Annotated in this window: 21 protein-coding genes; 8 read left to right on the top strand and 13 right to left on the bottom strand. The window is 68.0% G+C overall.

The window, feature by feature from the left end:
• Window positions 1-5 precede the first annotated feature (5 nt).
• Together AUL33_RS11700 and AUL33_RS11695 are read right to left on the bottom strand one after the other, a co-directional pair.
• Entirely contained in the window at window positions 6-425 is a 420-nt protein-coding gene (locus tag AUL33_RS11700) for an MnhB domain-containing protein (protein WP_062207832.1), read from the bottom strand.
• Complete coding sequence (locus tag AUL33_RS11695) at window positions 422-2794, bottom strand: putative monovalent cation/H+ antiporter subunit A (protein WP_062207829.1); 2373 nt, start codon at window positions 2792-2794, stop codon at window positions 422-424. The genes AUL33_RS11700 and AUL33_RS11695 overlap by 4 nt, the downstream gene beginning before the upstream one ends.
• Window positions 2795-3172: 378 nt before the next feature.
• Here AUL33_RS11695 and AUL33_RS11690 point away from each other — a divergent pair, with 378 nt between their 5' ends.
• Entirely contained in the window at window positions 3173-5287 is a 2115-nt protein-coding gene (locus AUL33_RS11690) for a S9 family peptidase (RefSeq protein ID WP_062207826.1), read from the top strand.
• Window positions 5288-5420: 133 nt separating this feature from the next.
• Here the strand turns inward: AUL33_RS11690 and AUL33_RS11685 are convergent, their stop codons facing one another.
• The 4 genes from AUL33_RS11685 to AUL33_RS11670 all read right to left on the bottom strand — a co-directional run bounded on the left by AUL33_RS11685 (window position 5421) and on the right by AUL33_RS11670 (window position 8671).
• Window positions 5421-6365: a cytochrome c gene (locus tag AUL33_RS11685; RefSeq protein ID WP_202815301.1), complete on the bottom strand. Its 945-nt coding sequence runs from the start codon at window positions 6363-6365 to the stop codon at window positions 5421-5423.
• Between the two features lie 27 nt (window positions 6366-6392).
• A complete protein-coding gene (locus AUL33_RS11680) occupies window positions 6393-6851 on the bottom strand; it encodes a cytochrome c (protein WP_062207823.1) in 459 nt (152 codons plus the stop codon).
• Between the two features lie 182 nt (window positions 6852-7033).
• Entirely contained in the window at window positions 7034-7636 is a 603-nt protein-coding gene (locus AUL33_RS11675; RefSeq protein ID WP_062207820.1) for a superoxide dismutase, read from the bottom strand.
• Between the two features lie 159 nt (window positions 7637-7795).
• Window positions 7796-8671 carry a branched-chain amino acid aminotransferase gene (locus AUL33_RS11670; RefSeq protein WP_062207817.1) on the bottom strand — a complete coding sequence of 292 codons (876 nt, stop codon included), beginning with the start codon at window positions 8669-8671 and terminating at the stop codon, window positions 7796-7798.
• Between the two features lie 301 nt (window positions 8672-8972).
• Between AUL33_RS11670 and AUL33_RS11665 the strand changes: the two genes are divergently transcribed.
• Together AUL33_RS11665 and AUL33_RS11660 are read left to right on the top strand one after the other, a co-directional pair.
• Complete coding sequence (locus tag AUL33_RS11665; protein ID WP_306302794.1) at window positions 8973-9719, top strand: L,D-transpeptidase; 747 nt, start codon at window positions 8973-8975, stop codon at window positions 9717-9719.
• A gap of 169 nt (window positions 9720-9888) precedes the next feature.
• Complete coding sequence (locus AUL33_RS11660) at window positions 9889-11457, top strand: FAD-dependent oxidoreductase (RefSeq protein ID WP_156419382.1); 1569 nt, start codon at window positions 9889-9891, stop codon at window positions 11455-11457.
• A gap of 68 nt (window positions 11458-11525) precedes the next feature.
• Here AUL33_RS11660 and AUL33_RS11655 read toward each other — a convergent pair whose 3' ends face one another.
• Both AUL33_RS11655 and AUL33_RS11650 read right to left on the bottom strand, forming a co-directional pair.
• Entirely contained in the window at window positions 11526-11753 is a 228-nt protein-coding gene (locus tag AUL33_RS11655; RefSeq protein ID WP_062207814.1) for a TM2 domain-containing protein, read from the bottom strand.
• 87 nt (window positions 11754-11840) lie between these two features.
• Window positions 11841-13490: a helicase HerA-like domain-containing protein gene (locus tag AUL33_RS11650; RefSeq protein WP_062207811.1), complete on the bottom strand. Its 1650-nt coding sequence runs from the start codon at window positions 13488-13490 to the stop codon at window positions 11841-11843.
• Window positions 13491-13658: 168 nt separating this feature from the next.
• Between AUL33_RS11650 and AUL33_RS11645 the strand changes: the two genes are divergently transcribed.
• The 3 genes from AUL33_RS11645 to AUL33_RS11635 all read left to right on the top strand — a co-directional run bounded on the left by AUL33_RS11645 (window position 13659) and on the right by AUL33_RS11635 (window position 16781).
• On the top strand, window positions 13659-14012 hold the full coding sequence (locus AUL33_RS11645; protein ID WP_062207808.1) for a hypothetical protein: 354 nt from the start codon (window positions 13659-13661) through the stop codon (window positions 14010-14012).
• 235 nt (window positions 14013-14247) lie between these two features.
• Window positions 14248-15315, top strand: coding sequence for a magnesium transporter CorA family protein (locus tag AUL33_RS11640; RefSeq protein ID WP_062207805.1), 1068 nt, complete (start codon window positions 14248-14250; stop codon window positions 15313-15315).
• Window positions 15316-15983: 668 nt separating this feature from the next.
• Complete coding sequence (locus AUL33_RS11635) at window positions 15984-16781, top strand: NYN domain-containing protein (protein ID WP_062208262.1); 798 nt, start codon at window positions 15984-15986, stop codon at window positions 16779-16781.
• A 14-nt stretch (window positions 16782-16795) separates the two neighbouring features.
• Here the strand turns inward: AUL33_RS11635 and AUL33_RS11630 are convergent, their stop codons facing one another.
• Entirely contained in the window at window positions 16796-17803 is a 1008-nt protein-coding gene (locus tag AUL33_RS11630; protein WP_062207802.1) for an asparaginase, read from the bottom strand.
• A gap of 92 nt (window positions 17804-17895) precedes the next feature.
• Between AUL33_RS11630 and AUL33_RS11625 the strand changes: the two genes are divergently transcribed.
• Together AUL33_RS11625 and AUL33_RS11620 are read left to right on the top strand one after the other, a co-directional pair.
• Window positions 17896-18642 carry a DUF3750 domain-containing protein gene (locus tag AUL33_RS11625; protein WP_062207800.1) on the top strand — a complete coding sequence of 249 codons (747 nt, stop codon included), beginning with the start codon at window positions 17896-17898 and terminating at the stop codon, window positions 18640-18642.
• A gap of 88 nt (window positions 18643-18730) precedes the next feature.
• Window positions 18731-19684, top strand: a complete 954-nt coding sequence (locus AUL33_RS11620; RefSeq protein WP_062207797.1) for a carbohydrate kinase — start codon at window positions 18731-18733, stop codon at window positions 19682-19684.
• 301 nt (window positions 19685-19985) lie between these two features.
• Here the strand turns inward: AUL33_RS11620 and AUL33_RS11615 are convergent, their stop codons facing one another.
• The 4 genes from AUL33_RS11615 to AUL33_RS11600 form a co-directional block, all read right to left on the bottom strand.
• A complete protein-coding gene (locus AUL33_RS11615) occupies window positions 19986-20774 on the bottom strand; it encodes an outer membrane protein (RefSeq protein ID WP_062207794.1) in 789 nt (262 codons plus the stop codon).
• 706 nt (window positions 20775-21480) lie between these two features.
• Entirely contained in the window at window positions 21481-21930 is a 450-nt protein-coding gene (locus AUL33_RS11610) for a Fur family transcriptional regulator (protein WP_280137811.1), read from the bottom strand.
• Window positions 21931-22094: 164 nt separating this feature from the next.
• Complete coding sequence (locus AUL33_RS11605) at window positions 22095-23009, bottom strand: class I fructose-bisphosphate aldolase (protein ID WP_062207791.1); 915 nt, start codon at window positions 23007-23009, stop codon at window positions 22095-22097.
• Between the two features lie 1079 nt (window positions 23010-24088).
• On the bottom strand, window positions 24089-25006 hold the full coding sequence (locus tag AUL33_RS11600; RefSeq protein ID WP_062207788.1) for a hypothetical protein: 918 nt from the start codon (window positions 25004-25006) through the stop codon (window positions 24089-24091).
• Window positions 25007-25052 lie beyond the last annotated feature (46 nt).

The raw sequence follows: 25052 nt of genomic DNA, 5'->3' as shown, positions 1-25052 counted from the left end.
TTCGCTCATCCAGAGTAGCGCTCCTCGAGCGACAGGGCGATGGCGGAGATGGCACCGACGATCACCAGATAGACGCCGACGTCGAAGAGCAGTGTCGTCGACAGGGCGATCTCGCTTCCCGCGATGTTGATGAACAGCCAGAGGCCGGTCATGAACTGGGAACTGGCGAAGACCGGCAGGAAGCCGGCGACCACCGCCATGATCAGGCCGAAACCGGCAAAGCCGATCGGGTGGAAGTGCAACGCGCGGCGCACCGCGTCGACCCCGCAGGCCATGCCGTAGACGGCGATGGCCGAGGAGGCGATCAGCCCGCCGATGAAGCCGCCGCCCGGCTCGTTGTGGCCTCGCAGAAGCACGAAGAGCGAGAAGAGCAGCATCAGCGCCGTCAGATACGGCGCGGTGACGCGGAAGATCAGCGTTCTCATGAATGCAGCTCCCCGGACCGCCGGCGTCGCTTGCGGGAATGGCGCACGTCGGGCTTGGCAGCGCGGATGCGCACCAGCGCGAGGATCGCGGCGCCCGTGGTCAGCACCACAGCGATCTCGCCCATCGTGTCGACGCCGCGGAAGTCGACGAGGATGACGTTCACGATGTTGCGGCCGTGGGCGATCGTATAGCTGTAGCGCGTGAAGAAGTCGGAGATCGTCGGGTCGAAGGCGCGCTGCGTGATCGACAGGAGGAAGAGCGCAAGCCCGGCGCCGCCGGCGGTGGCGAGAATGGCCTCCGGCACGATCTTGCGCAGCGGCCGCCGGTCGGCCGGCATCAGGCGCAGGCGCGTCATCACGAGGGCGAGGATCGCGACCGACAGGATCTCCACCATGAACTGGGTGAAGGAGAGATCGGGCGCGCCGAGCAGCATGAAGAGAAGCGCCACCGCAAGGCCCTGGATGCCCAGCGAGACGATCGCCGTCAGGCGGCTGTTGGCCATCACCACGATGAAGACGCCGAGGACGATGATGCCGATGACGGCCCACTCGTAGAAGAACAGGCGCGGCATGGCCGGCATGCTCGGCAGCGAGCCCGTCCAGACCATGGTGATCCAGACGGTGGCGACGATCACGCCGAAGGTGACGCGCATGTAGACGTCGAGCCGTCCCGGCTGCAGGCGGTTGGTCAGACGGAACGAGCCGGTGACGAGGGCGCGCATCAGCTGGTCGAAGCCCTTGTCCGGCCCCCAGCCGATGCTGCGCAGCGTCGAGGCGACGAACGTGCGCATCCGCTGGGCGTTGAGGAAGAGCACGATGCCGGCCGCCACCGTGATCACCGACAGGATGAGCGCCGGGCCGAGATGGAAGCCGAGCGCGATGTCGACCGCGAGCGCGCCGGAGGGATCCGGCGGCGACATCGGGTTGGAGATGAACTGGTGCGTGGTGCGCGAGAAGATCGCGGCGAGGAGGCCGACGATCCCGAGGATGAGCGGCCCGATCCAGACGAGCACGCCCGGCTCGTGGGCGCGCCGAAGCCCCGACGGCAGCGGGCCGGTGAACGGCTTGATCGCCACCATCAGCGCCACCGCGAACATCAACGCGTTTCCGATGAGCGCTGCCGAGGTGGTGAGGATGCCGGTGGCGTCCAGCGTCGCCGTGGCCGCATAGACCTCTTCCTTCGCCAGGAAGCCGAAGAGCGGCGGCAGGCCGCCCATCGCGGCGGCCCCCAGAAGCGCGGCGGCGAAGGTGACGGGCATCTTGCGGGCGAGGCCACCAAGGGCGCGGATGTCGCGCGTGCCGGCGCCGTGATCGATCGAGCCGGCCACCATGAAGAGGCAGGCCTTGGCCAGCGAATGGGCGAAGAGGTAGAGCACGGCTGCCTCGATCGCGAGCTCCGAGCCGATGCCGAGAAGCATGACGAGGAGGCCGAGCGAGGCGACGGTCGTATAGGCGAGCATCAGCTTGATGTCGCTCTGCCGGATCGCCAGGAAGGCGCCGACCACCAGCGTCACGCCGCCGAAGAACGGCAGGATCGTCTCCCACAGCATGGTGCCGCCGAGCACGGGGAACATGCGCATGAGCAGGTAGATGCCGGCCTTCACCATCGTGGCGGAGTGGAGATAGGCCGAGACGGGGGTCGGCGCCTCCATCGCGTTCGGCAGCCAGACGTGGAACGGCATCTGTGCCGACTTGGTAAAGGCGCCCGCCAGGACGAGAAGCAGCGCCGGGCCGTAGATCGCGCTCGTGCGCAGCGCGTCGGGCGCTTCGAGAAGCTGGCTCATCGAGGTGAAGCCGGTGGCCTCGCGGATGAGCAGCAGCCCCGCCAGCAGCGCGAGCCCGCCGCCGCCGGTGATCACCAGTGCCTGGATCGCGCCGCGCCGCGCCGCCTCGCGCTCATGGTCGAAGCCGATGAGCAGGAAGGAGGTGATCGAGGTCAGCTCCCAGAAGACGAAGAGCGTGATCAGATCGTCGGCGAGGACGAGCCCGAGCATCGAGCCCATGAACATGAGGATGAAGGCGAAGAACCGCCCGCGCCGCGAGCCCTTCGGCATGTAGCCGCCGGAATAGAGCACGACGAGCGCGCCGATCGACAGGATGAGGAAGGCGAAGCCGAAGCTTAGGCCGTCGAGGCGGAAGGCGAGGCGCACGCCGAAGGCGGGAATCCAGTCGAAGCCGAAGAGGATGGGAACGCGGCTCTGCACCTGCGCGCTCTGCTGGAAGAAGATCGCGAGCGCGGAGATCGGGAACAGGGCGAGCACGAGCGAGCCGAGCCGTCCGAGGAGAATGATGGAGACCGGTGCGAAGAGAGCCCCGATGAACGGAAGGGCAAGCGCGAGAAACAGAAATCCGTTCGACAGGCTGATCATCCGGTCCTGCAATCCCCTTCGTGCGGCAGGCCGTCGCCCCCTTCTGCATCCCAGCCTTTACCCTATGGCGCAAGCGCTATGTTTCAAGGCGGGAACCGCGCTGCCGGGCGGGTCTGGAGCGATGAAGACGTCGGTTTCCGGCTTGAGTCGGCGAGCGACAGGTCCCATCTGCGGAAGGACCGCCGATGCCTCCCGGTGGGACGGGATTGGCGGATGGTGCGACGCACGCGAACGTGACGGCGAGCCGCGTCGCTCTCGACATCGCGGGCGCCCGAGTCCATCCCTCTCCCCCATGACACCGCCTCCCCTCGCGATGCCGGCATCGGCATCGCGAGGGCGGGCATCTTCGACAACACGAGACCCGAACGGACACGCCGGATGAACGACGCCCTGCCGAAGCCGACCTCCCTGCCGCCGCACGCCGACCGTCGGCCTGTCGACGACACGCGCCACGGCATCGCCCGTACCGACGACTACGGCTGGCTGCGTGCCGGGAACTGGCAGGCGATGTTCAAGGACACGAGCCTGCTCGAACCCGCGATCCGCGCTCATCTCGACGCCGAGAACGCCTATGCCGATGCGGCGCTCGGCGATCTCGACCCTCTGAAGGCGGCGCTTATCGCCGAGATGCGCGCCCGCATCAAGGAAGACGACAGCTCCGTGCCCGCGCCGGACGGGCCCTTCGCCTACGGCGTCTCCTACCGCCATGGCGCTGAATATCCGCGCTTCGTGCGCCGGCCGCGAGAAGGCGGCGAGGAGAGCGTCATCCTCGACGCGGAACGCGAAGCCGAGGGCATCGACTACTTCTCGCTCGGCGGCGTCGAGCACTCGCCCGACCATGCCAAGCTCGCCTGGTCCTACGACGACAAGGGCTCGGAATTCTACACGGTCACGCTGCGCGATCTCGCGACCGGCGAGGACCGCGCCGAGCGGATCGAGAACACCAGCGGCGGCGTCGAGTGGGACGCGAACTCGACCGGCTTCTTCTACACGAGGCTCGACGACAACCATCGCCCCGCCGAGGTCTTCTACCACGTGCTCGGCACCGCGACGGCGGACGACCGCCTGATCTACGAGGAGGGCGACACCGGCTTCTTCATGGGCGTCGGCTCCACCCAGTCCGGCGATTACATCGTCGTCGACATCCACGACCATGAGACCTCGGAAGCTTGGCTGATCCCGGCCGGCGACCCGAGTGCCGCCCCGCGCCTCGTCGCCCCGCGCGAGACCGGCGTCGAGTACGATGTCGACGAGGGCGACGGCACCCTCTACATCCTCACCAATGCCGACGGCGCCCGCGACTTCAAGATCGTGACGGCCCCCGCGATCTCGCCCGAACGCGCCCACTGGACCGACCTCGTTCCGCACGAGGACGGGCGCCTGCTGCTCGGCCATCTCGTGCTCAAGCGCCACCTGATCTGGCTGGAGCGCCGCAACGGCCTGCCGCGCATCGTCGTGAAGCGCCTGCTCGACGGCGTCGAGCATGTCGTCGCCTTCGACGAGGAGGCCTATTCGCTCGGCCTCGGCGGCACCTACGAATACGACACCGACGAGATCCGTTTCTCCTATTCGTCGCTGACAACGCCGAACCAGACCTTCGACTACAATGTGGAGACGCGCGAGCGCCGCCTCCTGAAGACGCAGGAAGTCCCCTCCGGCCACGATCCCGCCGACTACGTCACGCGCCGCATCCTCGCGCCGGCGGCCGACGGCGAGACCATTCCCGTCTCGATCGTTTACCGCAAGGACACGCCGCTCGACGGCTCGGCGCCCTGCATGCTCTACGGCTACGGCTCCTACGGCATCACCATCCCCGCCTCGTTCAACACCAACTGCCTGTCGCTGGTGGATCGCGGTTTCGTCTGGGCCATCGCGCACATTCGCGGCGGCAAGGACAAGGGGTTCCGCTGGTACGAGGCCGGCCGGCGCGAGCACAAGCGCAATACGTTCACCGACTTCATCGCGGTGGCCGACAACCTCGTGGCCGAGAAGTTCACCAGCTATCCGCGCATCGTGGCGCAGGGCGGCTCGGCCGGCGGCATGCTGATGGGCGCGGTGGCGAACATGGCGCCCGAGAAGTTCGGCGGCATCATCGCGGTGGTGCCCTTCGTCGACGTCATCAACACGATGCTCGACGACACGCTGCCGCTGACGCCGCCCGAATGGCCGGAATGGGGCAACCCGATCGCCTCCCCGGCGGACTACGCCACCATCGCCAGCTACAGCCCCTACGACAACGTGACCGCGCAGCGCTATCCGCCGATCCTGGCGCTCGCGGGCCTGACCGATCCGCGCGTGACCTATTGGGAACCGGCGAAATGGGTGGCGCGGCTGCGCGAGCGCAAGACCGACGACAATCCGGTGATCCTGCGCACCAACATGGGCGCCGGCCACGGCGGCGCCTCCGGCCGCTTCGCCAAGCTCGACGAGGTCGCGATGATCTACGCCTTCGCCTTGAAGCTGATGGGCCTCACCGCTCTGCCGAAGGGCTGACGCGGCTCAGGAAGGGAAATCGCGGTCGACGCTGCCAAGCTTCTCCCCTCCGGGGAGAAGCGCCCAGGCGAACGATGAGGGGCGACACGCCGCCGCCCCTCATCCAGCAATCCACATCAGCTGCGGCCAACCTTCAGTTCGCCGCAGCTCCATCCTCCGCCATGTCCGCCACCGCCGGCACGGCCTTCAGATAGGCGGCGATCGCCTGTCGATCCTCCGCCGGCAGCTTGGCCATGTTGTGCTGGACCTCGACCATCGATCCGCCGACGCTGTCGAAGTCCGGCGTGAAGCCGGTTTCGAGATAGGTGGCGATGTCGCCCTCTGACCAATCCGCGATCGCGCCGCCCGGCGTGATGTTGGGAATGCGCCCGCGTCCTTCCGGGGCGGGACCGCCGGCCAGCCAGTTCGCGTGATCGAGCCCGCCGAGCCCCCCGAACTGCCGCGGCGTGTGGCACTCGCCGCAATGGCCGGGACCTTCCACCAGATACTGCCCGCGGTTCACCAGCTCGGAGGCATCCGCCGGCAGGGCCACCACGGGCGCGGGGTCCAGGAAGGCCCGCTGCCAGAGCGCGACGCCGCGCCGGATGTTGAAGGGGAAGTCGAGTTCGTTGGCCGGCGCGTCCGTGGCGACCGCCGGCAACGTGCCGAGATAGGCGTGAAGATCGGCGACGTCACCGGCAGTCATGCGCGCATAGGACGTGTAGGGGAACGCCGGATAGAGCGGCTCGCCCTCCGGCGTCACGCCGCGCTGCATGGCATTGGCGAAGTCCGTGAGCGTCCAGGCGCCGATCCCGTGCCCACGGTCCGGGGAGATGTTGGGCGCGTGGAACGTGCCGAACTTCGTTACCAGCGGCGCGCCGCCACCAAGTTGCAGGAGCCCCTCGCCGTCCGCCCCGGCGGGGGCATGGCAGGAGGCGCAGCCGCCGGCCCAGAAGATCCGCTCGCCCCGCACGGCATCGCCGCTGCCTTCCGCCGCCACCGCCTCCGCCGGAAGGCGGCTGGGCAGCGTCAGCCCAAAGAAGCCGACGCCGCCGAGCACGGCGAGCGAGACGAGGCCGATCGCGAGGCGACGGATCACGGTTGGGTCCCCGGGCCGACGATCGCCTTAGTCCTTGGCGCGGAACTGCTGGTGGCAGCTCTGGCAGTTGGCGGCGACCTTGGTGAAGGCGGCCTTGAAGGCGTCCACATCGGCGGGCTTGGCATCGATGCCGGCCTGCGTATCGGCAATGAACTTGTCGTTCGCCGCCTTGAACTCGGCCGGCTTCTCCCAGATCGCCGGCGAGGCTTCGGTCTTGCCCCCGGTCTTGGAATCCTCGGGGAAGAGCGTTGCGAACTTCTTGCCGTCGTCGTTCATCACCTGAAAGACCTGTAGCGCCGCGGCGGCGTCGAAGGGCGTCTCTCCCTTGATCAGCGCGTTCGCGGCCTTGGCGGCCTTGCCGTTGTTCTTCATCAACTGCTGGCGCTGGGCGATGACGTCGGTATTCTGCGCCGAGGCGGTACCGAGCGCCACGGCGGGAAGCGCCAGCGCGAGAACGAGGGCGAGCGGTCGGGCGATCGAATGCATGGCGACGGTTTCCTCCGGTGCGGTCCGCTTGGAACGATTCCAGACCACAGATTGATCCGGTTGCAACCGTCCTGTCCATCGCCAAAGCGCGGTGTCACCGAAGCGTCGCCAAAGGCCAACGAAAAACCCCGCCGCATCCTGCGATGCGACGGGGCGGATCGATCATCGAGGGGTGGGGCCGTTCAGCCCTGCGCCGCCTCGTAGCGTTCGAGCACGTAGTCCCAGTTGATCAGGTTGTCGACGAACGCTTCCAGGTACTTCGGCCGCGCGTTGCGATAGTCGATGTAATAGGAATGTTCCCACACATCGACGCCGAGGATCGGCTTGGCGCCGTGGACGAGCGGGTTCTCGCCGTTCGGCGTCTTCATGATCTGAAGCTTGCCGTCCTTCACCGCGACCCAGGCCCAGCCCGAGCCGAACTGGCCCTTGCCCGCTTCCACGAAGTCGGTGCGGAACTTGGCGTAGCCGCCCAGATCGCTGTCGAACGCGGTCTGCAGCTTGCCCGGAAGCGCCGTGCCGCCGCCGTTCGGCTTCATCCACTTCCAGAAATGGATGTGGTTGTAGTGCTGGCCGGCATTGTTGAAGAGCGGCTGATTCTTGCCGAAGGACTGCGTCACCACGTCTTCGAGCGAGGCGTCGCCGAGGCCGGCCTCGGTGGCCAGCTTGTTGCCCATGTCGACATAGGCCTGGTGGTGCTTGTCGTGATGGTACTCCAGCGTCTCCTTCGACATGTAGGGCTGAAGCGCGTCGTAGGCGTAGGGCAGCTCGGGGAGCGTGAAGGCCATGGTTGTCTCCTTCGTGTTGCAACCCGGCGGCGTCGGCGACGCGGATGCCGGGTTGTTGAAACCGGGCCAAGCCGTTGCAACCGGGCCGGGCTGTTGGAACCGGGCCCTTAGCTAGGGCCGTTTTCGGCTGTTGTCAGCCGCGCATGCCGCAAAACCGCCTCAAGCCGGACTTTTTCCCGCCTCCCGCGCGAACCGCCAGTAGAGTTCGCGGGCCCGCTCGAAGATCGGCCCGGCCTTCAGCGAGCGATCCTCGAACCGCGTGACCGGCACGACCTTCGAATGGTTGCCGGTGGAGAAGATCTCGTCGGCCGCCGCGAAGTCGGCGACGCCGAGCGAGCGCTCCACCACCTCCACCCCGTCGGCCCGCAAGAGCGCGATGACGCGCTGGCGGGTGATGCCGTCGAGGAACGAGCCGTTCGGCACCGGCGTCATCACCACGCCGTCCCTGGCGAGGAAGATGTTCGAGGTGCCGGTCTCCGCCACGTTGCCGATCATGTCGCGCACGAGCGCATTGTCGAAGCCGCGCGAGACGGCCTCGCGGATGGCGCGGGCATTGTTGGGATAGAGGCAGCCGGCCTTGGCGAGCGTCGGCATCGATTCGGGAGTCGGGCGCCGGAAGGGCGAGACGCTCAGCGAGAAGCCGGCGGCCGGAATCATCGGCGATTCGTAGAGGCAGAGGCAGAAGCGGGTCGTCTCGGGGTCGGCGGGCACGCCCATGTAGCCGCCGTCCTCGGCCCAGTACATCGGCCGGATGTAGACCGCGGTTTCGCCGTCGAACTTGGCGAGGCCCTCATGCGTCAGGCGCACGATCTCCTCGGGCGCCATCGTCGGCTCGAGACCGAGCGCCAGCGCCGAGCGGTTGACGCGGGCGGCATGCCGGTCGAGATCGGGGCTCAGGCCCTCGAACCAGCGCGCGCCGTCGAAGACCGACGAGCCCAGCCAGAACACGTGCGAGCGCGGACCGACGAGGCCGGGATTGCCCTCCAGCCATTCGCCGTCGAAATAGGTGAAGGTGCGCGAGAATGCGGTTGCCATCGAGGCCGAACTCCTTCCGGGTGCCGGCCTCGGATCAAGACGGCCGGCGGTCGCCGCCGGTATAGGATCTCATGCCGCGCCTGTCACATCCCGGCCACGCGAAACCAGGCGAATGACCGGGATCGAGCGTGTTCGGCGCAGCGGCGCCCCGGCCAACACATCGGCGCCGCAATGGGTCGTAAGCGATGCTGACGGCCGCACCGCGCCGACCCGGAACGAACGGGGCTCGCGCGCGTTGTCGCAGCATGTTCCCCTATCGGGCGGATCCCCGCAAAGCTCCACCATAAGGAGCGCGGCCCGTTTGACCTTCCATGGCTGGATGATGACGAACCCCATTTCCTCCGGCGGCTTGACCCGCCGCAAACTCCTCATGGGCCTCGGCCTTGGCGCCACCGCCGTCTTGACCGGCTGCGCCTCGGACTCGCGAGCCCGCGTCGCGAGCCTCACGCCGTTCTCGGGCGGCGAGCCGCTGCCGCGCGGCATCACGCCCGAATATGCCGCGGCCTACGGTCCGATCGAGGACAACGGCTTCCTCATTCCCGGCATCGACTTCCGCCGCGTGCCCATGCAATTCCTGCGCCGGCAGGTTACCTATGTCGGCCCGGAAACGCCCGGCACGATCATCATCGATACGCCCACCCGCTTCGCCTACCTGATCGAGCCCGGCGGCACGGCGATGCGCTACGGCGTCGGCATCGGCCGCGACGGTTTCGCCTGGGACGGGCGCGCCCGCGTCCAGTTCAAGCGCGAATGGCCGCGCTGGACCCCGCCCAACGAGATGATCGACCGTCAGCCCGAGCTGGAGCCGCTGCGCGGCGTCGGCATGGATCCCGGCCTTAAGAACCCGCTCGGCGCCCGCGCGCTCTACCTCTTCCAGAACGGCGAGGACACGCTCTACCGCCTCCACGGAACGCCGGAATACTGGACGATCGGCAAGGCCGTTTCGTCGGGCTGCGTTCGCTTCATGAACCACGACATCATCGACCTCTACAATCGGGCCGCCTCGGGCGCGACGGTGATCGTCAACCAGGGCAACGGCGTCGCCTGACGGCCTTCCACTTGTATGACTGCCAGCGGGCGGGACCTTCGGGTTCCGCCCGCTTTCGTTGGGCCTGTCGGTCGCTTTGCCGCAGAGGCCGCAGGCCGCCGAGGGTTTCTGGAACCGCTCCAATCTTCGATCCGTTCGGGTTCCAACAGGACGAACGGAACCCCATCCTATGAAACACGATGTCATCGCGCTCGACGCCCTTCCCGCGGACGGGCTGACGGAGGTCGCGGTCGGCGATCTCAAGATCCTGCTTGCGCGCGATGGCGACCGCGTGCTCGCCACCGGCGCGACCTGCACCCACAAGGGCGCCCCGCTGAAGAACGGCCAGCGCGTCGGCAACCGCGTGATCTGCCCGTGGCACCATGCGGTCTTCGATCTCGAGGATGGCGCCCATCTCCAGCCGCCCGGCAAGGGCTGCCTCAACCGCTTCGCCGCCAGCGTCGAGGGCGGGCGCGTGCTGGTCGAGATTCGCGAGGGCGACGGACCGCACATGCCCGACCCCGCGCCCGAGGCGCGCGAGCGCGGCGGCGAGGCGGTCTTCTCCATCGTCGGCGGCGGCGCGGCGGGCCTTGCCTGCGCCGAAGAGCTGGTTCGCGGCGGCTTTGCCGGCCGGATCGTCCTCTTCACGCCGGAAGGCGAGCCGCCCTACGACCGGACCGACCTGTCGAAGACCTATCTCTCGGGCAAGAAGAAGGACGAGGATCTGCCGCTTCTGCCGCGCGAGCGGCTGGAGGCGCTCGGAATCGAACTCGACGCTAGAACCGTCGAGCGCATCGATGCCGCCGCCAAGACCCTGCAGCTTGCGGACGGCAGCACCCTTGCCTACGACCGCTGCTTCGCCGCGCCCGGCAGCGACGCCGCACCGCTGACGCTCGCCAACGCCGAATGTTCCAACGTCCTGCAGTTGCGCGACCACGCGGATGCCCGTGCCTTGAAGGCCGCACTGGAAACGGCGAGCCGCGTCGCGGTGATCGGCTCCGGCTTCATCGGCATGGAAGCGGCCGCCAGCCTGACGGCGCAGGGCAAGAGCGTCACCGTCCTGTCGCGTGATCCCCTGCCCTTCGCCAAGCAGTTCGGCGAGGCGGTGGCAACGCAGCTCCTGAAGACGCATCGTGCCAAGGGCGTCGACGTGCGCACGGGGACCGAGATCGAGACGCTGGAGGCCGAAGACGGGCGCGTCGTGGCCGTCCGGCTGGCGGGCGGCGAGCGGATCGCAACCGATCTCGTCCTCGCAGCGGTGGGCGCGGCGCCGCGCACGGGACTTCTGTCCGGCGTCGAGACGAACGGGCGGGGCGTCGTCACGGATGAGACCTTGCGCGTCGCGAATGGCCTCTATGCCGGCGGCGACATCGCCGAATTTCCGCTTCACGGGCGCCATGAGCGCGCCCGCATCGAGCATTGGCGGCTGGCCGAGCAGCACGGGCGCCATGCCGCGCAGGCCATGCTCGGCAGCACCGAGCCCTTCCGCGGCGTGCCCTTCTTCTGGACGGCCCAGCAAGGCCGCCTCGCCTATCTCGGCCATGCCAAGGGCTTCGACGAGGTTCATATCGAGGGCGACCTCGACGGCAATTCCTACACCGCCTTCTACGTGAAGGGCGGGCGGGTCGTCGCCGCGCTCGGGCTCGGTAAGGGCGACCGGACGCCTGCGCTCCATGCCCTGATGCTCACAGACCCCACGCCATCCAGCGAACGTTTGGCGGCGGCGGGCTGGGATCCGGCCGCGCTCCTGAAGGATTGACGATCAAGCCGGGCGGCGGGTCATCGTCCGCCGCCCGGCTGCAGCCGCTGTCCGGCAACGGCCAACAATCAACGAAGGCGCGCCGCTTCCATCCGGTCGATGCGACGCTCCAGGTTCTCCTGCCGGATCATCGAAGGCAGGAGGAAGAGGTCGATCAACTGGCCGATACCGAACAGGCCAAAGGTCAGCAGCCAGAGAAGGCCCGTCAGCGGGCGCCCGAGATAGAAGCGATGCAGGCCGCAGATGCCCATGAGGCAGCAGAGCCAAAGCAGGAAGGCTGCAAGACCCGATTTCATCGAAGGCGTCGATCCCGAGAGGTTTCAGTCAGGGGTAAGATAGGAAGCCGCCGGCGTGCCTGCGACCTCCCGTTCACTCTCCAACTCTCATCGCCCGCGTTTGAACGAGCCGAGGATGCCCCGCACGATCGCGTTGGTGACGGTCGAGGCGACGGTGCGACCGACCTGTTTCATCACGGTCTCGGCCACGGTCTGGCGCTGGTATCCGCTGGCCGCCGGTCTGCGGGCCGGCGCGCGGCGCGGCGCAGGCTGGTCGGCATCCCGCTCGTCGCCCTCGTCGCCGCCCCGCCCCCAAGGTCCGGGGCTCTCGCTCACCCGAGGCGCCGTGCGCCGGGCTTCCGCCGCCTCGGCCCGGCGCGCCGCTTCGCTCTGGCGCGCGGCCTTGGCGTCGTCGGCGGCTTTCCGCACTTCGGCTTCGCGCTGAAGCTCGGCCTCGGCGCGTCCGTTCAACAGCTCATAGGCCGACTCGCGATCGACGGCGGTGTCGTAACGCCCCGCGATGGGGCTTCGACGCATGGTTTCGACGCGCTCCTCAGGGCTGATGGGCCCGAGGCGCGCGGCAGGCGGCCGGATCAGCGTGCGCGCCACCATCGTCGGCACGCCGTCCTTGCCGAGCACCGAGACCAGCGCCTCGCCGACGCCGAGCTGGGTGATCGCCTCGGCGCTGTCGAAGGCGGGATTGGCGCGGAACGTCTCTGCGGCGACGCGCACCGCCTTCTGCTCGCGCGGCGAATAGGCCCGCAGCGCGTGCTGGACCCGGTTGCCGAGCTGCGCCAGCACCTTTTCCGGCAGGTCGAGCGGGTTCTGGGTGACGAAATAGACGCCGACGCCCTTGGAGCGGATCAGGCGCACCACCTGCTCGACGCGATCCACCAGCGCCTTCGGCGCATCGTCGAACAGGAGATGCGCCTCGTCGAAGACGAAGACGAGCTTGGGCTTGTCGAGGTCGCCGACTTCCGGCAGTGTCTCGAAGAGCTCGGACAAGAGCCAGAGCAGGAAGGTGGCGTAAAGGCGCGGCGCGCGCATCAGCCGGTCGGCGGCCAGCACGCTCACGACGCCGCGACCCTCGCGGTCGACGCGCATAATGTCGGCGAGATCGAGCGCCGGCTCGCCGAAGAAATGCGAGGCCCCTTGCGTGTCGAGCACCAGAAGCTGGCGCTGGATCGCGCCGACGGAAGCCTTGGCGACATTGCCGTAAAGCCGCGAGATCTCCTCGGCATTGTCGAGGAGATGGGCGAGCATCGCCTGCAGGTCCTTGAGGTCGAGCAGCAGCAGCCCGTCCTCGTCGGCGATCTTGAAGGCGATGTTGAGGACGCCCTCCTGCGCCTCCGTCAGGTCGAGAAGGCGCGAGAGGAGGAGCGGTCCCATCTCCGAGACGGTGGTGCGGACGGGATGGCCCTGTTCGCCGAAGAGGTCGTAGAAGATCGTCGGATAGAAGTCGTTGTAATAGGGCTCCAGCCCGACCTCCGCGGCACGGCGCAGGAGAAAGTCCTTCGGCTCGCCGCGCGCCGAAATGCCTGCGAGATCGCCCTTGATGTCGGCGCAGAAGACGGGAACGCCGGCCTCCGAGAAGCCTTCCGCCAGAACCTGCAGCGTCACGGTCTTGCCGGTGCCGGTGGCCCCGGTCACCAGTCCGTGGCGGTTGGCGAAGGCGAGATCGAGGTATTCGCCGGTCGCGGTGCCGCCGGCCTCGCCCGCCGGCACCGCGCCGAGAAAGATCTTCCCCTGTTCCAGCATGCTCGCCCTCCTTGCCCCTCGACATGTCCAACATAGAGCGGCGCCGTTTCCCGGCGATGCAATCGGCGCGGCGGGCCCGATTGCGCGGCGCCCGAAGTCTTGCCATGCTCGGGCCACCCGACCTTGGCCGGCCTTCCAGCGCCGTGCCCGACAGGACTTGCCTCTGCCATGAACGAACTTCTGAACCGGATCGCCTCCTCCGCCGAGATCGAGCCGGACACCGCCCAGCAGTCGGTCGGCTACATCCTCGCCTACATGCGCGAGGAAAGCTCCGACCCGGCCGTCGAGGAGATGATCGGCGGCACGCCCGGCGCCAGCGATGCGATCGGGCGCGTCGGCGACACCGATTTCGGCGGCGGCGGCATCATGGCGCTCGGCGCCAAGCTCATGGGCCTCGGGCTTGACATGGGCCAGATCCGCACCGTGGCGGAAGAACTCGTGGCCTATTCGAAAGCCTCGGCGAGCGACGACACGGTGAACCGCGCGATCTCCTCGGTGCCGGCGCTCTCGCAGTTCGTCTGACGTCGCAAGACAGCGCGCCATCCCTTGCCGCGATCGATGGGTGACGCCTTCCGCTTTCCGGGGTCCCGAACGCCACTGCGGCCCCCTCCCCGGCCCCGCCCGCCGAAATCGGACTTGCATTCCGGGGCTCCCCGCGCTTCACCCTGCGCCAGGACGGCGTCGTGTCCGGGCCGCGCGCCCGTTCGGCACCGTCCCGTTGCAGTTCGGCGCGCCGCCGCGGCAGGGATGACGCTTCATGATCGACGCCTACACGGTCTTCGGTTCCCAGGTCCGTCGATACGCGGCGGTGCGCCCCGACGAGGTGCCGCCCGAAGCCGTGTGGCTGGATCTGCGCAACCCGACGCGCGACGAGGAGAAGGCCGTCGAGGAATTGTGCGGCATCGAGGTGCCGACGCGCGAGGAAATGCGCGAGATCGAGGTGTCGAGCCGGCTCTACTCCGAGGACGGCGGCGACTTCATGACGGCCTCGCTCGTCTACGGGCTCGACGAGGGCAAGCCGGATTTCGGCCCGGTCACCTTCATCCTCGTGCAGAACCGGCTGATCACCCTGCGCTACACCGATCCGCGCTCGTTCCAGATCTTCGCCACCAAGCTCTGCCGCGACGGCAACGGCAGCGCCGAGGCCGCCAAGGGCTATTTCCTGCCGAGCCGCGACCATTACGGCCCGCCGCCGGCTCCGCCCAAGCCCTCGCGCATGAAGGGCCCGACCGCCGATTCGATCGCCATCGGCCTGCTCGAAACCGTCATCGATCGCGTCGCCGACATGCTCGAGGCCATCGCCGCCGACCTCGACCGGATCGGCACCGACATCTTCCGCTCCTCCGACGACAAGACCCCGACGCCCACGGCCGATTTCCAGCAGCTTCTCAAGCGCATCGGCGCGGCCGGCGATCTCTCCTCGCGCACACGCGAGAGTCTGGCGACCCTCGACCGTCTCCTGCCCTATCTTCAGTTCGTGCTCGACCGGCGCAAGCCGCAGAAGGAGCAGAAGCTGCGGGTGAAGGCGATGGCGCGCGACGTCGCCTCGCTCAACGACTTCGTGTCCTTTCTGTCGAACAAGACGACGTTCCTCCTCGACACCACGGTCGGCATGATCTCGATCGAACAGAACGCCATCATCAAGATCTTCTCGGTGGCCGCCGTCGGCTTCATGCCGCCGACGCTGGTCGCCTCCATTTACGGCATGAACTTCACCCACATGCCCGAACTCACGTGGCGGTTCGGCTACCCCATGGCGATCGGCGTCATGGTGTTGTCGGCGCTGCTTCCCCTCCTCTTCTTCCGGCACAAGAAATGGCTATGAACCGAAGCTGGGGCGAGGGCCAAGCGCCCGCCTTCCTCAACATCCCCACCGGCGACGAGGCGAACGCGCCCGACGCCCCGACGCCCGACGCGGCGCCCGCCGCCGAGCCGGCCAAGGCTCCCCCGGCCACCAAGCCCGCGCCCGCCAAACCCGCCGGCGCCAGGCCCGCCGCCGCGAAGACCGGGCAGGCCCGGAACGGCGATGCGAAGGCCGGCGACGCGAAGCCCGCCGCCGCCAGGCCGCGCGCCGCCACGACGGCCGAGGCCGCCGCTTCGGCCAAGCCGCAGCCGGCGAAGGCCGCACCCGCCGCGCCGCGTCCGCACGCGCCTGCGCCAGCATCATCGACGTCACCCGACACCGCCAGCACCGCGGTGCCCGCCAAGGCTCCGGCTCCCTCTGAATCCACCACGGCCGAGCCCGGCGAGGCGACAACCGCCCGTCCGGCCCGCCCGCCCGCGGCTCGCGCCGCCGCTCAGGCGCCCGCCAGGGCTGCGCCGACACCGGTCGAGACGGCTCCGGCTCCCGTGGCCGCCCCGGCGCCCGCGCCCAAACCCCCGGTCGCGGAAAATCCGCCGGCCATGGCCGCGTTCAGCGACCCCGCGCCCCGGCTCGCACGATATTCAGAACCCGCCTATCGCCCCTCCCTCGAACGCAGACCCGAGAGCTTCATGAGCGACGTCCGATCTCCCCGCCTCGCCGTCCTCATCGATGCCGACAACGCCTCGGCCCGCATCGCGGACGGTCTCTTCCAGGAGATCGCGGCGATCGGCGAGGCCAGCGTGCGCCGCATCTACGGCGACTTCTCCTCCACCCGCTCGAAGGGCTGGGCCGACTGCCTGTCGAAGCACGCGATCATCCCGCAGCAGCAGTTCGCCTATGTCACCGGCAAGAACGCCTCCGACATCGCGCTCGTCATCGACGCGATGGACCTGATGCATTCCGGCCGCTTCGACGGCTTCTGCATCGTCTCCTCCGACAGCGACTTCACGCGGCTGGCCGCGCGCATCCGCGAGAACGGCCTCGACGTCTACGGCTTCGGCGAGCAGAAGACGCCCGAGAGCTTCCGTCAGGCCTGCCGGCGCTTCATCTACACCGAAAACCTCCTGCCCGGCGGCTCGCCGGAGGGGCGCCCGGTGGCCGACAAGTCCACCGCCGCCGTGCCGATGCTGCAGCAGGTCATGGACCTGATGGAGACCGAAGACGGCTGGGTGCCGCTCGGCACGTTCGGCAAGCAGCTCCTCAACCTCTTCTCGGACTTCGATCCCCGCACCTACGGTCAGCGCAAGCTCAGCGACTTCGTGCGCGCCGTCGGCATCTTCGACATCGAGAAGACGCCGGGCGGCATGATCCGCATCCGGTTGAAGGCCACGGATCCCAAGGACGCACCGGTCGCGGTTGTCGCCAAGCCGGCGGCCCGGCCCTCCCGGCGCCGGGCGCCGCGCTCGCGGGCGGCATCCGACAGCTGATCGGTCGTGACGGTTCAGGCGAGGCCGCCGACGCGGACCTCGCCCGTCACCGTGCGGTGCCAGTTGCGGATCGGGCGCCGGGCCATGGCCTCGTAGCGTTCGGCCAGCGCGCCGTCGTGAGGGCGCAGGACGTTCGCCAGCGTCGCCGCGACCAGCGCTTCCGAGGCGCGCGTCGCGCCGTCGTCGATCTTCAGCGCAAAGCCGAGGCCGAGTTCCGGCACCGCGCCGCAGAACACCCCTTCCGCCCCGGTCTTGGCGAAGACGCGGCCGGGCGCGGCCTCCATCAGCGCGACGCAGGCCCGCTTCGTGCCCGCCATGAACCAGGGCTCGGCCATGCAGGCCGCCATCAACCGCCGCCCCGCCGCCGCGCGCAGCGGCCCGGTGCCCTGCCCCGAAGCGAGCTTGGCGAAGCCGGCGGCGAAGCCGCGCAGGGGCGCCGCATAGGTCGGGATCGAGCAGCCGTCGATGCCTTCGGGCGTCGTCTCGCCGACCGCCGTGCCGGTGAGATCGGCGATGACCTCGCGCCCGCGCTCCTGCACCGGATGCGTCGCACCGACATAGCCGCGCGTCGCCTCGCCCGCATGGACGGCGGTGCAGAGGAAACCGGCATGCTTGCCCGAGCAATTGTTGTGAAGTTGCGAAGGCTCGCCGCCACCGCGCGCCAGCGCCAGCGCCACCGGCTGGTCGAACGGCCAGTGACAGCCGCATTCGAGATCGGCCTCACCGAGCCCGGCGCGGCCCAGAAGATCGGCGGCAAGCGCCACGTGTCCGGCCTCGCCCGAATGCGAGGCGCAGGCGAGCGACAGGTCCCTTTCCCCGAAGCCGAAGCGCTCGGCCGCGCCGGTCTCGATGAGGGGGATCGCCTGGAACACCTTCACCGCCGAGCGCGGAAAGACGAGGGCCAGCGTGTCACCTCGTTCGATCACCGTTCGCCCTGCGCCGTCCACCACGGCGAGGCGCGCGCGATGCCGGCTTTCCACCGCATCGCCCCGCGTCACTTCGATCACGAGATCCTGTGCCATCGGTCTCAATTCCCGCCGGTTTGGCGGCCTAGATCGTCGGTGGCCGCGGTCCGGCCGATCTACCATCCCGCTTCCCCCCTGTCCCGGATCTCATGAGCCGTTTCCTGCGCGCCTTCTTCCTCGTCATCGCGGTCGTCTATCTCCTGCCGGCGGCACTTGCCGCGCTGCTCTATGCGCTCGGCAGCCATCCCGGCTCGTGGCGCGACGCCGACTGGAGTTCCGCCGCGCTGTTGCCGACCGCAGCCGACGATCGCGCGGCGGCGGTCTACGTGCTGGCGGCGCGAACCGGCGGCCTCAAGGGGGCGCTCGCGGAGCATTCCTGGATCGTCCTGAAGCGCGCAGGCGCGGACCGCTACGAGCGCTTCGACAAGGTCGGCTGGGGTTCGCCGATCCGGCGCAACGGCTATCCGGCGGACGGCCGCTGGTATTCGAACGAGCCGCGCCTCGTGGCCGCGCTCCACGGCGATGCCGCCACCTCGGCCATCCCGGCGGTGGAAGCAGCGATCGCCGACTATCCGTTCGCGGCGCGCGGCGGCTACCGTATCTTTCCCGGCCCGAACTCCAACAGCTTCGTCGCCCACGTCCTGCGGCAGGTTCCGGCCCTCGGCGCCGTGCTGCCGCCGGCGGCCGTCGGGCGCGACTTTCCGGTGGACGGGCGGATCATTGATCTCGATCGCGAAGGCCACGAACTCAGCCTCTCGCTGTTCGGCTATGCGGGCCTCAGGATCGGCGAGCGCAGCGGCTTCGAGGTCAACCTGCTCGGGCTCGTGGCCGGGCTCGACCCGTTTCGCATGACCGTGAAGATCCCGGCATTCGGCAGCCTCTCGCTCACCGGTTGATCGCCGCATCGCCGCCATTCCCTGCCCGGCGGTTTTTTGCTAGCCCGGAGGGTGACGGCCCATTACCGGGCCCTTGCGGAGACCTTCGATGTTCCTCAGCTGCGGCGATGCCCTCTTCGATCTGTTCGCCGGCGGCGAGGACGCCGACATCGCCTCGATCGCGCTGAGCGGACGCGTCGGCGGTTCGCCGCTCAACGTGGCGCTGGGTCTGGCGCGGCTCGGCCACAAGGCCGGCTTCTTCACCAAGATCTCGGGCGATCCGTTCGGGCGGCGCATTCGCGGCTTCATGGAGCGCGAGGGCATCGACACCCGCTTCCTCATCGATACCGATCGCAACACGACCCTCGCCATGGTCTCGCTTTCGGGCGCCGGAACGCCCCAGTACAATTTCTACATCGACGGGACGGCCGACCGCTCGATCGAACCATCGGAAGTGCCCGCCGAATTTCCGGCCGAACTCGCGGCCATCCACCTCGCCTCCTATTCGACGGTGACCGAGCCGACCGCCAGCGCGCTCGCCAAGCTGGTCGCGCAGGAGCATGGTCGCCGCTTCATCTCCTACGATCCGAACATCCGCGCCTCGATCGAGCCCGATCTCGACATCTGGCGCTCGCGCATCGGCGCGACGATCCCCTTCGCGTCGCTGGTGAAGGCGAGCGAGGAGGATCTGGAGCAGGTGCAGCCGGGCCGCGCGGTGGAGACGGTGCTGGCGGACTGGATCTCGGCCGGCGCGTCGCTGGCGGTGGTGACGCTCGGGGAGAACGGCGCGCTGGCGCTGACGCGCGGCGGCGTTTCGGTTCGCGTGCCCGGACAGGCCATTGCGGTGGCCGATACGGTGGGCGCGGGCGACACGTTCCAGGCCTCGCTCCTCGCCAAGCTCTACGAGGATGGTCGCCTGTCGGCGTCGAACGTCGCCGCGCTTGACGAGACGGCCCTGACCGAACTCCTGCAGTTCGCGGTGCGCGCCGCCGCCATCACCTGCTCGCGCCGCGGTGCCGATCTGCCGCGCCGCGCCGATCTCGGCCTGCCGCCGCTCGCCTGAGCGCACGCTCCTCCGGCGCTTCGCGCGTCCTCGCTCATCCGTCAGGCCCTCGGCGCAACCCCGCGCCGAGGGCCTTTTCGTTCGACGACCCCTCACCTCTCGACCGTCATCGACGGCATGGTGTGCGAGCCGGACCAACGCCGCGCCCCGATACGACGGGGCCCCTGCGGCATGATGCGCCTCCTCGCGGAGGTAGGGTTCGGCTCGGCCCCTCAAACGACGAAACCCGCCGCAGCTCTCGCTGCGACGGGTTTCGATGGCTGTGCGGCTGGTCGTTGCCGACCGACCCGCGAACCGCTTCTTAGTTGAAGCGGAACGAAGCCTTGGCCCACACCGTGTGGAAGTCCAGGCTGTCGTTCGACGTGGCGTCGAACGAGGTCTGGGTCAGACCGTTGGTGTAGGTGACCTTCGTGTCGGAGTCGCCGAGGTCCGTGTAGAGGTACTCGAGGCCGAGCGAGAGGTTCGGCGTGACGAGGTAGTCGACGCCGGCGCCGACGGCGTAGCCGACGTCGTTCGAGTCGGAGTTGACGGTCGGCACGAAGCCGTTCGTCGCGGCCAGCGTGCCCGGCGCGAAGTATTCGGTGTCGGTGTCGGCATAGGCCAGACCACCCGTCGCGTAGACGGCGAAGCGGTCAGCGGTGACGCCGAGCTTCGCACGGACGGTGCCGACGAAGTTGATGTCCTGCGAGATGCCGAAGTTGTCGACGACGCCCGGAGCCGAGGTGATCGAGTAGGTCGAGGTCGACGAAGCGTCGATGTAGTTGATGTCGGCAACGGCACCGATCAGGAAGTTGTTGATCTGGTAGTCGTAGCCGATGTGCACGCCGCCGATGAAGGCTGCGTCGTCGCTGTTGCTCGAACCGCCCGAGAACGCGGTCGTGGAGAACGCGCCGGTGTTCGAGTTGTAGTTCACGTCGCCTGCGTCGTTGTTGAACGCAACGCCAGCCTGGCCACCGATGTAGAAGCCGGTCCAGGAGTAGGCGGGCGCCAGCGCGACGACGGGAGCTGCCGGCTCTTCATAGACGACGTCGGCAGCGAAAGCGGGGGTGACGAAAGCGGCCGAAGCCAGGAGGAGGGCGAAACGCTTCATGATGATACTCCAGTGTCGCGCTGCGACATTTGTTCTACCGGGACCGAAACCCCGAATGACGGACCCGGTTCGTCCGGGGTTAGTGCGATTTAGGGTCTGGACCCCTACCGAAGCAATGGCGTCAAACCCGATACCGACCGCCCTGTGGCAGCTTGGCAACAAGGCCGGCTGCCGGTCATGGCGTTCGAAGGGATAGATAATCGGGCAAGGTTAAGCACGCCTTAAAGCGGAAGCTCTGCGTGCCTTAATCCAACTACTTGATTTTCAATGATTTTCTTCCGGCTCGATGGGTTCGATCACGAAGTTTGACAGGGGCGGAAAGGAAGTGACAATGCAACCACAAGATGGTCTGAAGTTGCAGCTTCTACATCCGAAAAGGGAAGGCCGATCGTTTGGGTAGTTGTTGATGCCCTTGTCCTGTCGAAGCGGCATCAAGACGGGTTCTTCAAATGGATCGTTGCAAGATAACCAAATGGAAACCATGATTTAGCGCCATTGCATCGTCGGAGAAGCGGGCTCGAAATCCTTGCAAAGGCTTGCACAGGGAAGACGCCCTCTGGAAGGACTGGTGCCTCCGACAAGAGGGCGGCGCAGAAAAATCTGCGGATGTGCCCTTGCCGTCCGACTCATCTCATTCCATCCTGCGGAACCGGAAAGAGTGGGCCGCCCGCGGCCAAACGCCTTCGACGAGGTCAGGCGATTCGCTTCAGCCCTCGACCGCGGAGCCCGCCTCGTCGGCGCAATCGCCGCAGACGCCCCGGATCTCCACCGCCGCCTGTTCCATGCGAAAGCGCATCCGCCCGGCCAGCGCGTCCAGTTGCTCGTCCACGAGGGTATCGGCGAACTCGTCCACCCGGCCGCAGCGGTCGCAGATCGCAAAGACCGCGGAATGGCGGACCTCGCCGTGATCGTGACAGCAGGCAACGAAGGCGTTGAGGCTTTCGAGGCGATGCACGAGGCGGCGGTCGCCGAGCGAGCGCAGCGCGCGATAGACTTGCAGCGGGGCCTTGATGCCGTCGGCACGCAGCCGGTCGAGGAGCTGGTAGGCCGTCTGAGGCGCACTTTCACCGCGCAGCGCGGTCAGCACCAGGTCTTCGTTGCGGGTCAGGGAGACCGTCTTGCCGGTCGAGCCGGTCTTGGCGTGGATGTCGGTCACCGTCTCGTCCTTGCCCTGGCACCGCCTCGCTCGGGAACACGCGGCGCCGGTCGCGGGTGCCCTGGGGCATCCTCACATGGCAAGTAGCGATGCGAAGGCATCGCGGCAAGGCATTCGAGCGGGGCGACGCCGCGCGTCGCCCCGCTCTTTTCTGGCTGATCCGATCATGCGTAGAGGTCCATGACCTCGGACAGGAGCTTCAGCGCATCGGCCTTCGAGCGCTGGAACGAGTTGCGGCCGATGATCGAACCATTGCCACCGCCGTCGCGGATGCCCCGGACCTCCTCGAGCAGTTCCTCGGTGTTCTTCGCGGCACCGCCGGAGAACACGACGATGCGCTTGCCCGCGAACGAGGCCTGCATGATGTGGCGCACGCGGTCGGCCGCGGTGGCCGACGGGATGTCGTTCTTCTCGTAGGTCGACTTGGCGTCGGCCAGATCGACATGCGAGGTCGGCAGCTTGACCTTGATGATCGTGGCGCCGAGCAGCGCGGCCATGTGTGCGGCGTAGGCGATGATATCGAGGCCGGTCTCGCCGGCCTTCGTCACCTTGCCGCCGCGCGGATAAGACCAGACCACAGTCATCAGACCGCGCGATTTCGCCTGCAGGGTGATCTCGCGCAGCTCCTCCATCATGCCGTAGGCATTGTCGGAGCCCGGATAGATCGTGAAGCCGACGCCGACGCAGCCGAGGCGCAGCGCGTCCTCCACCGTGCCCGTCAGCGCCTGGTCGCCCGCGCCCTCGGCCAGCGAGTTGCCGCTGTTGAGCTTCAGGATCAGCGGCACTTCGCCGGCGAACGTGTCGGCACCCTGCTCGAGCAGGCCGAGAGGGGCCGCATAGCCGGAGACGCCGGACTCGATGGCGAGCTCGTAGAGATAGTGCGGATCGTAGGCGGCCGGATTGGGCGCGAAGGACCGGGCCGGCCCGTGCTCGAAGCCCTGATCGACCGGCAGGATGACGACGCGCCCGGTACCGGCCAGGCGCCCGTGCATCAGGAGGCGCGAGAGGTTGGACTTCAGGCCGGGCGTCTCGCCCTCGTACCAGGACAGGATCTTGCGGACGGTATCGGTTCTCAGCATCGGTTTCCCCCAGGGATCGCACGCGGCCGGGACCGGATGCAGGATCAAGACGGGCCTTTGTGCGGACGCCCTTGCCCCGCGTAAAGGTCCGCAGGCGAGCGCGACCATATTAAAATCGTTTGAAAATTCGGGCACTTGGCAGAAGGGGCAAGTGAGGCGTTGCGTGCCGGCTCGATGCAACTCAACCGTGCTTTGGCCGTTAACGGTTCGATAATGCTCGGAGCCACCCTATGCGCGGACAATCCGCCTTCCCCCACGGTTTCGGATTCGATCCAAGCGTCGGCTCGCCCGCACTCCTCTGCCGTGTCGCAGCGGCAGACCCGGTCGAGGTCGCGGCGCGCCCTGACGTGAAGCCCATTATCCACGCACCGAAGCCGATCGCCCCGCCCCGCCGGCTTCCATGCCGCAGGTTCCTGCCGCAGGAACGGGAGCAGATGGCGGAGTCGCGCCCTTCGATGGTCCTGACCTCATGCGTCATCGGTGCCACGCTGGCGGCCAGCACGTACTTCCTCGGCTATCTCTAAACGCTGCCACAAGCGTCTCGATCTCGGCCGCGCCGCTTTTGCTGGTGAGAGGCCCAACCGTATGGCGGGCAGCCTCGGTGTCTCATCCCGTTCATGACTTGAGAGAACGACCGAGCGGCATTGGTCAAGACAGACGCAGAGGACGGCATGTCGTCCGTTCTGTAGTTATCGACCGACTGGCCTTCGGCCTATCGTCCTATCGGACATAACGGGCTTCAATCAGTCGGCCTCAGTCGGTCGGCTGCAGCATCTGAGTGAGTCTGCATCCGAGGACAGCCGCTGACCAAGCGATCGGCGCTGCAACGTTTGTCGCAGGCGAACCACCTACCCCTCTCTCCCCTTCCGAAGATCCTACGCCGCAGCGGGGACTGCCGACGTCAGGGCGCAATCGCGCTGAGGCGCTTCCTCTTCTGCGCACCAAACGCTGGACGGGATCATTCGATACGGACCGCATCTCTCGCCTTGTCCCGTCGCCACGCCGGTCGATCCCGACCCCACCAAAGAAAAAGGCGGGCTTGCGCCCGCCTTTCCCTATCGTCCGACGTTCTGTCGGGATCAATCGCGGTAGTAACCGACGGTGCGAGCCGGCTTGCCGACGATGCCGCCGAGGGCACCGACGATGAGGCCGAGCAGCAGGCCGACGAAGGCGACGAAGGCGGTTGTCGAAGCGGTGTCGGCAGCCTGCGCCGCAGTCTGCTTGGCCTGCTCGACGGCCTGGTCGTACTGGCCCTGGAACTGCGTCAGGCGCTGTTCGGCTTCCTGCTGGCTGATGCCGGCCTCGGTCGAGATGACCTGCACGGCAGCCTGGCGCTGGTCCGGCGTGGCGTTCTGGCCGAGGCCCTGGAACACCTTGGAGACGGCATCGCCGAGATCCTGCGTGCCGGCGGCCTGCTGGACGGTGTTGGCGGTCTGCTGGGCCTGGTCCTGGACCTGATCGGCGGCCTGTGCAGCCTGATCCTGGCCGCGCTCCAGAAGCTGGCGAGCGCGAGCCTGGAGTTCGGGCGGCAGCACGTTGAGCGCGTTCAACGAGCCGGGCACCACGGAGGACGCGGCCGAGCCGAGCGTCTGCACGGTCGAACCGAGCGCACCGAAGGCGCCGCTGACCATGGCCGAGACACCGCTCGTCAGGAGATAGATGACGACGAGGGTCGAGGTGGCCCAGACGATGATGCCGTGCAAAGCGCCGTCACGCTTCGACAGGCTGCCTGCGAGGCGTGCCGCCACGTAGCCGCCGACGAAGGTGGCGATCAGCACCGTCAGCACGGTCCAGATGCCGCCGGCCGAAGTGAAGGTCGAGAGCGAGGGCGTCTCGCTGGCCGACGGATCGATCGTCGCCAGGCCGATGCCGAGGCCCAGCAGGGCCAGCATGATCTGGACGACGAGCGTCAGGATCGTTCCCGCGATGATCGCGCCCCAAGAGATCCGACGAAGACCGCCGCCGACGGCCGGGCCCCGATCCACGATGTCAACCATATCCAACTCCAACTCATCTCATGTGCCGGGCGACAGACGCCGCCGA

It is taken from the genome of Aureimonas sp. AU12 (assembly GCF_001463705.1).
GTDB lineage: Bacteria > Pseudomonadota > Alphaproteobacteria > Rhizobiales > Rhizobiaceae > Aureimonas.
Note: the sequence above shows the minus strand (reverse complement) of the source record. Positions and strands in the feature narration are given on the sequence as shown.

Excerpts from the sequence above, each read along its gene's own strand:
- AUL33_RS11690 (WP_062207826.1), top strand. The coding sequence starts at position 3,173 with ATGAACGACGCCCTGCCGAAGCCGACCTCCCTGCCGCCGCACGCCGAC.
- AUL33_RS11700 (WP_062207832.1), bottom strand. The coding sequence starts at position 425 with ATGAGAACGCTGATCTTCCGCGTCACCGCGCCGTATCTGACGGCGCTG.
- AUL33_RS11635 (WP_062208262.1), top strand. The coding sequence starts at position 15,984 with ATGAGCGACGTCCGATCTCCCCGCCTCGCCGTCCTCATCGATGCCGAC.
- AUL33_RS11615 (WP_062207794.1), bottom strand. The coding sequence starts at position 20,774 with ATGAAGCGTTTCGCCCTCCTCCTGGCTTCGGCCGCTTTCGTCACCCCC.
- AUL33_RS11655 (WP_062207814.1), bottom strand. The coding sequence starts at position 11,753 with ATGAAATCGGGTCTTGCAGCCTTCCTGCTTTGGCTCTGCTGCCTCATG.
- AUL33_RS11645 (WP_062207808.1), top strand. The coding sequence starts at position 13,659 with ATGAACGAACTTCTGAACCGGATCGCCTCCTCCGCCGAGATCGAGCCG.
- AUL33_RS11660 (WP_156419382.1), top strand. The coding sequence starts at position 9,889 with ATGAAACACGATGTCATCGCGCTCGACGCCCTTCCCGCGGACGGGCTG.
- AUL33_RS11650 (WP_062207811.1), bottom strand. The coding sequence starts at position 13,490 with ATGCTGGAACAGGGGAAGATCTTTCTCGGCGCGGTGCCGGCGGGCGAG.
- AUL33_RS11675 (WP_062207820.1), bottom strand. The coding sequence starts at position 7,636 with ATGGCCTTCACGCTCCCCGAGCTGCCCTACGCCTACGACGCGCTTCAG.
- AUL33_RS11600 (WP_062207788.1), bottom strand. The coding sequence starts at position 25,006 with ATGGTTGACATCGTGGATCGGGGCCCGGCCGTCGGCGGCGGTCTTCGT.
- AUL33_RS11625 (WP_062207800.1), top strand. The coding sequence starts at position 17,896 with ATGAGCCGTTTCCTGCGCGCCTTCTTCCTCGTCATCGCGGTCGTCTAT.
- AUL33_RS11630 (WP_062207802.1), bottom strand. The coding sequence starts at position 17,803 with ATGGCACAGGATCTCGTGATCGAAGTGACGCGGGGCGATGCGGTGGAA.
- AUL33_RS11670 (WP_062207817.1), bottom strand. The coding sequence starts at position 8,671 with ATGGCAACCGCATTCTCGCGCACCTTCACCTATTTCGACGGCGAATGG.
- AUL33_RS11680 (WP_062207823.1), bottom strand. The coding sequence starts at position 6,851 with ATGCATTCGATCGCCCGACCGCTCGCCCTCGTTCTCGCGCTGGCGCTT.
- AUL33_RS11620 (WP_062207797.1), top strand. The coding sequence starts at position 18,731 with ATGTTCCTCAGCTGCGGCGATGCCCTCTTCGATCTGTTCGCCGGCGGC.
- AUL33_RS11605 (WP_062207791.1), bottom strand. The coding sequence starts at position 23,009 with ATGCTGAGAACCGATACCGTCCGCAAGATCCTGTCCTGGTACGAGGGC.
- AUL33_RS11695 (WP_062207829.1), bottom strand. The coding sequence starts at position 2,794 with ATGATCAGCCTGTCGAACGGATTTCTGTTTCTCGCGCTTGCCCTTCCG.
- AUL33_RS11640 (WP_062207805.1), top strand. The coding sequence starts at position 14,248 with ATGATCGACGCCTACACGGTCTTCGGTTCCCAGGTCCGTCGATACGCG.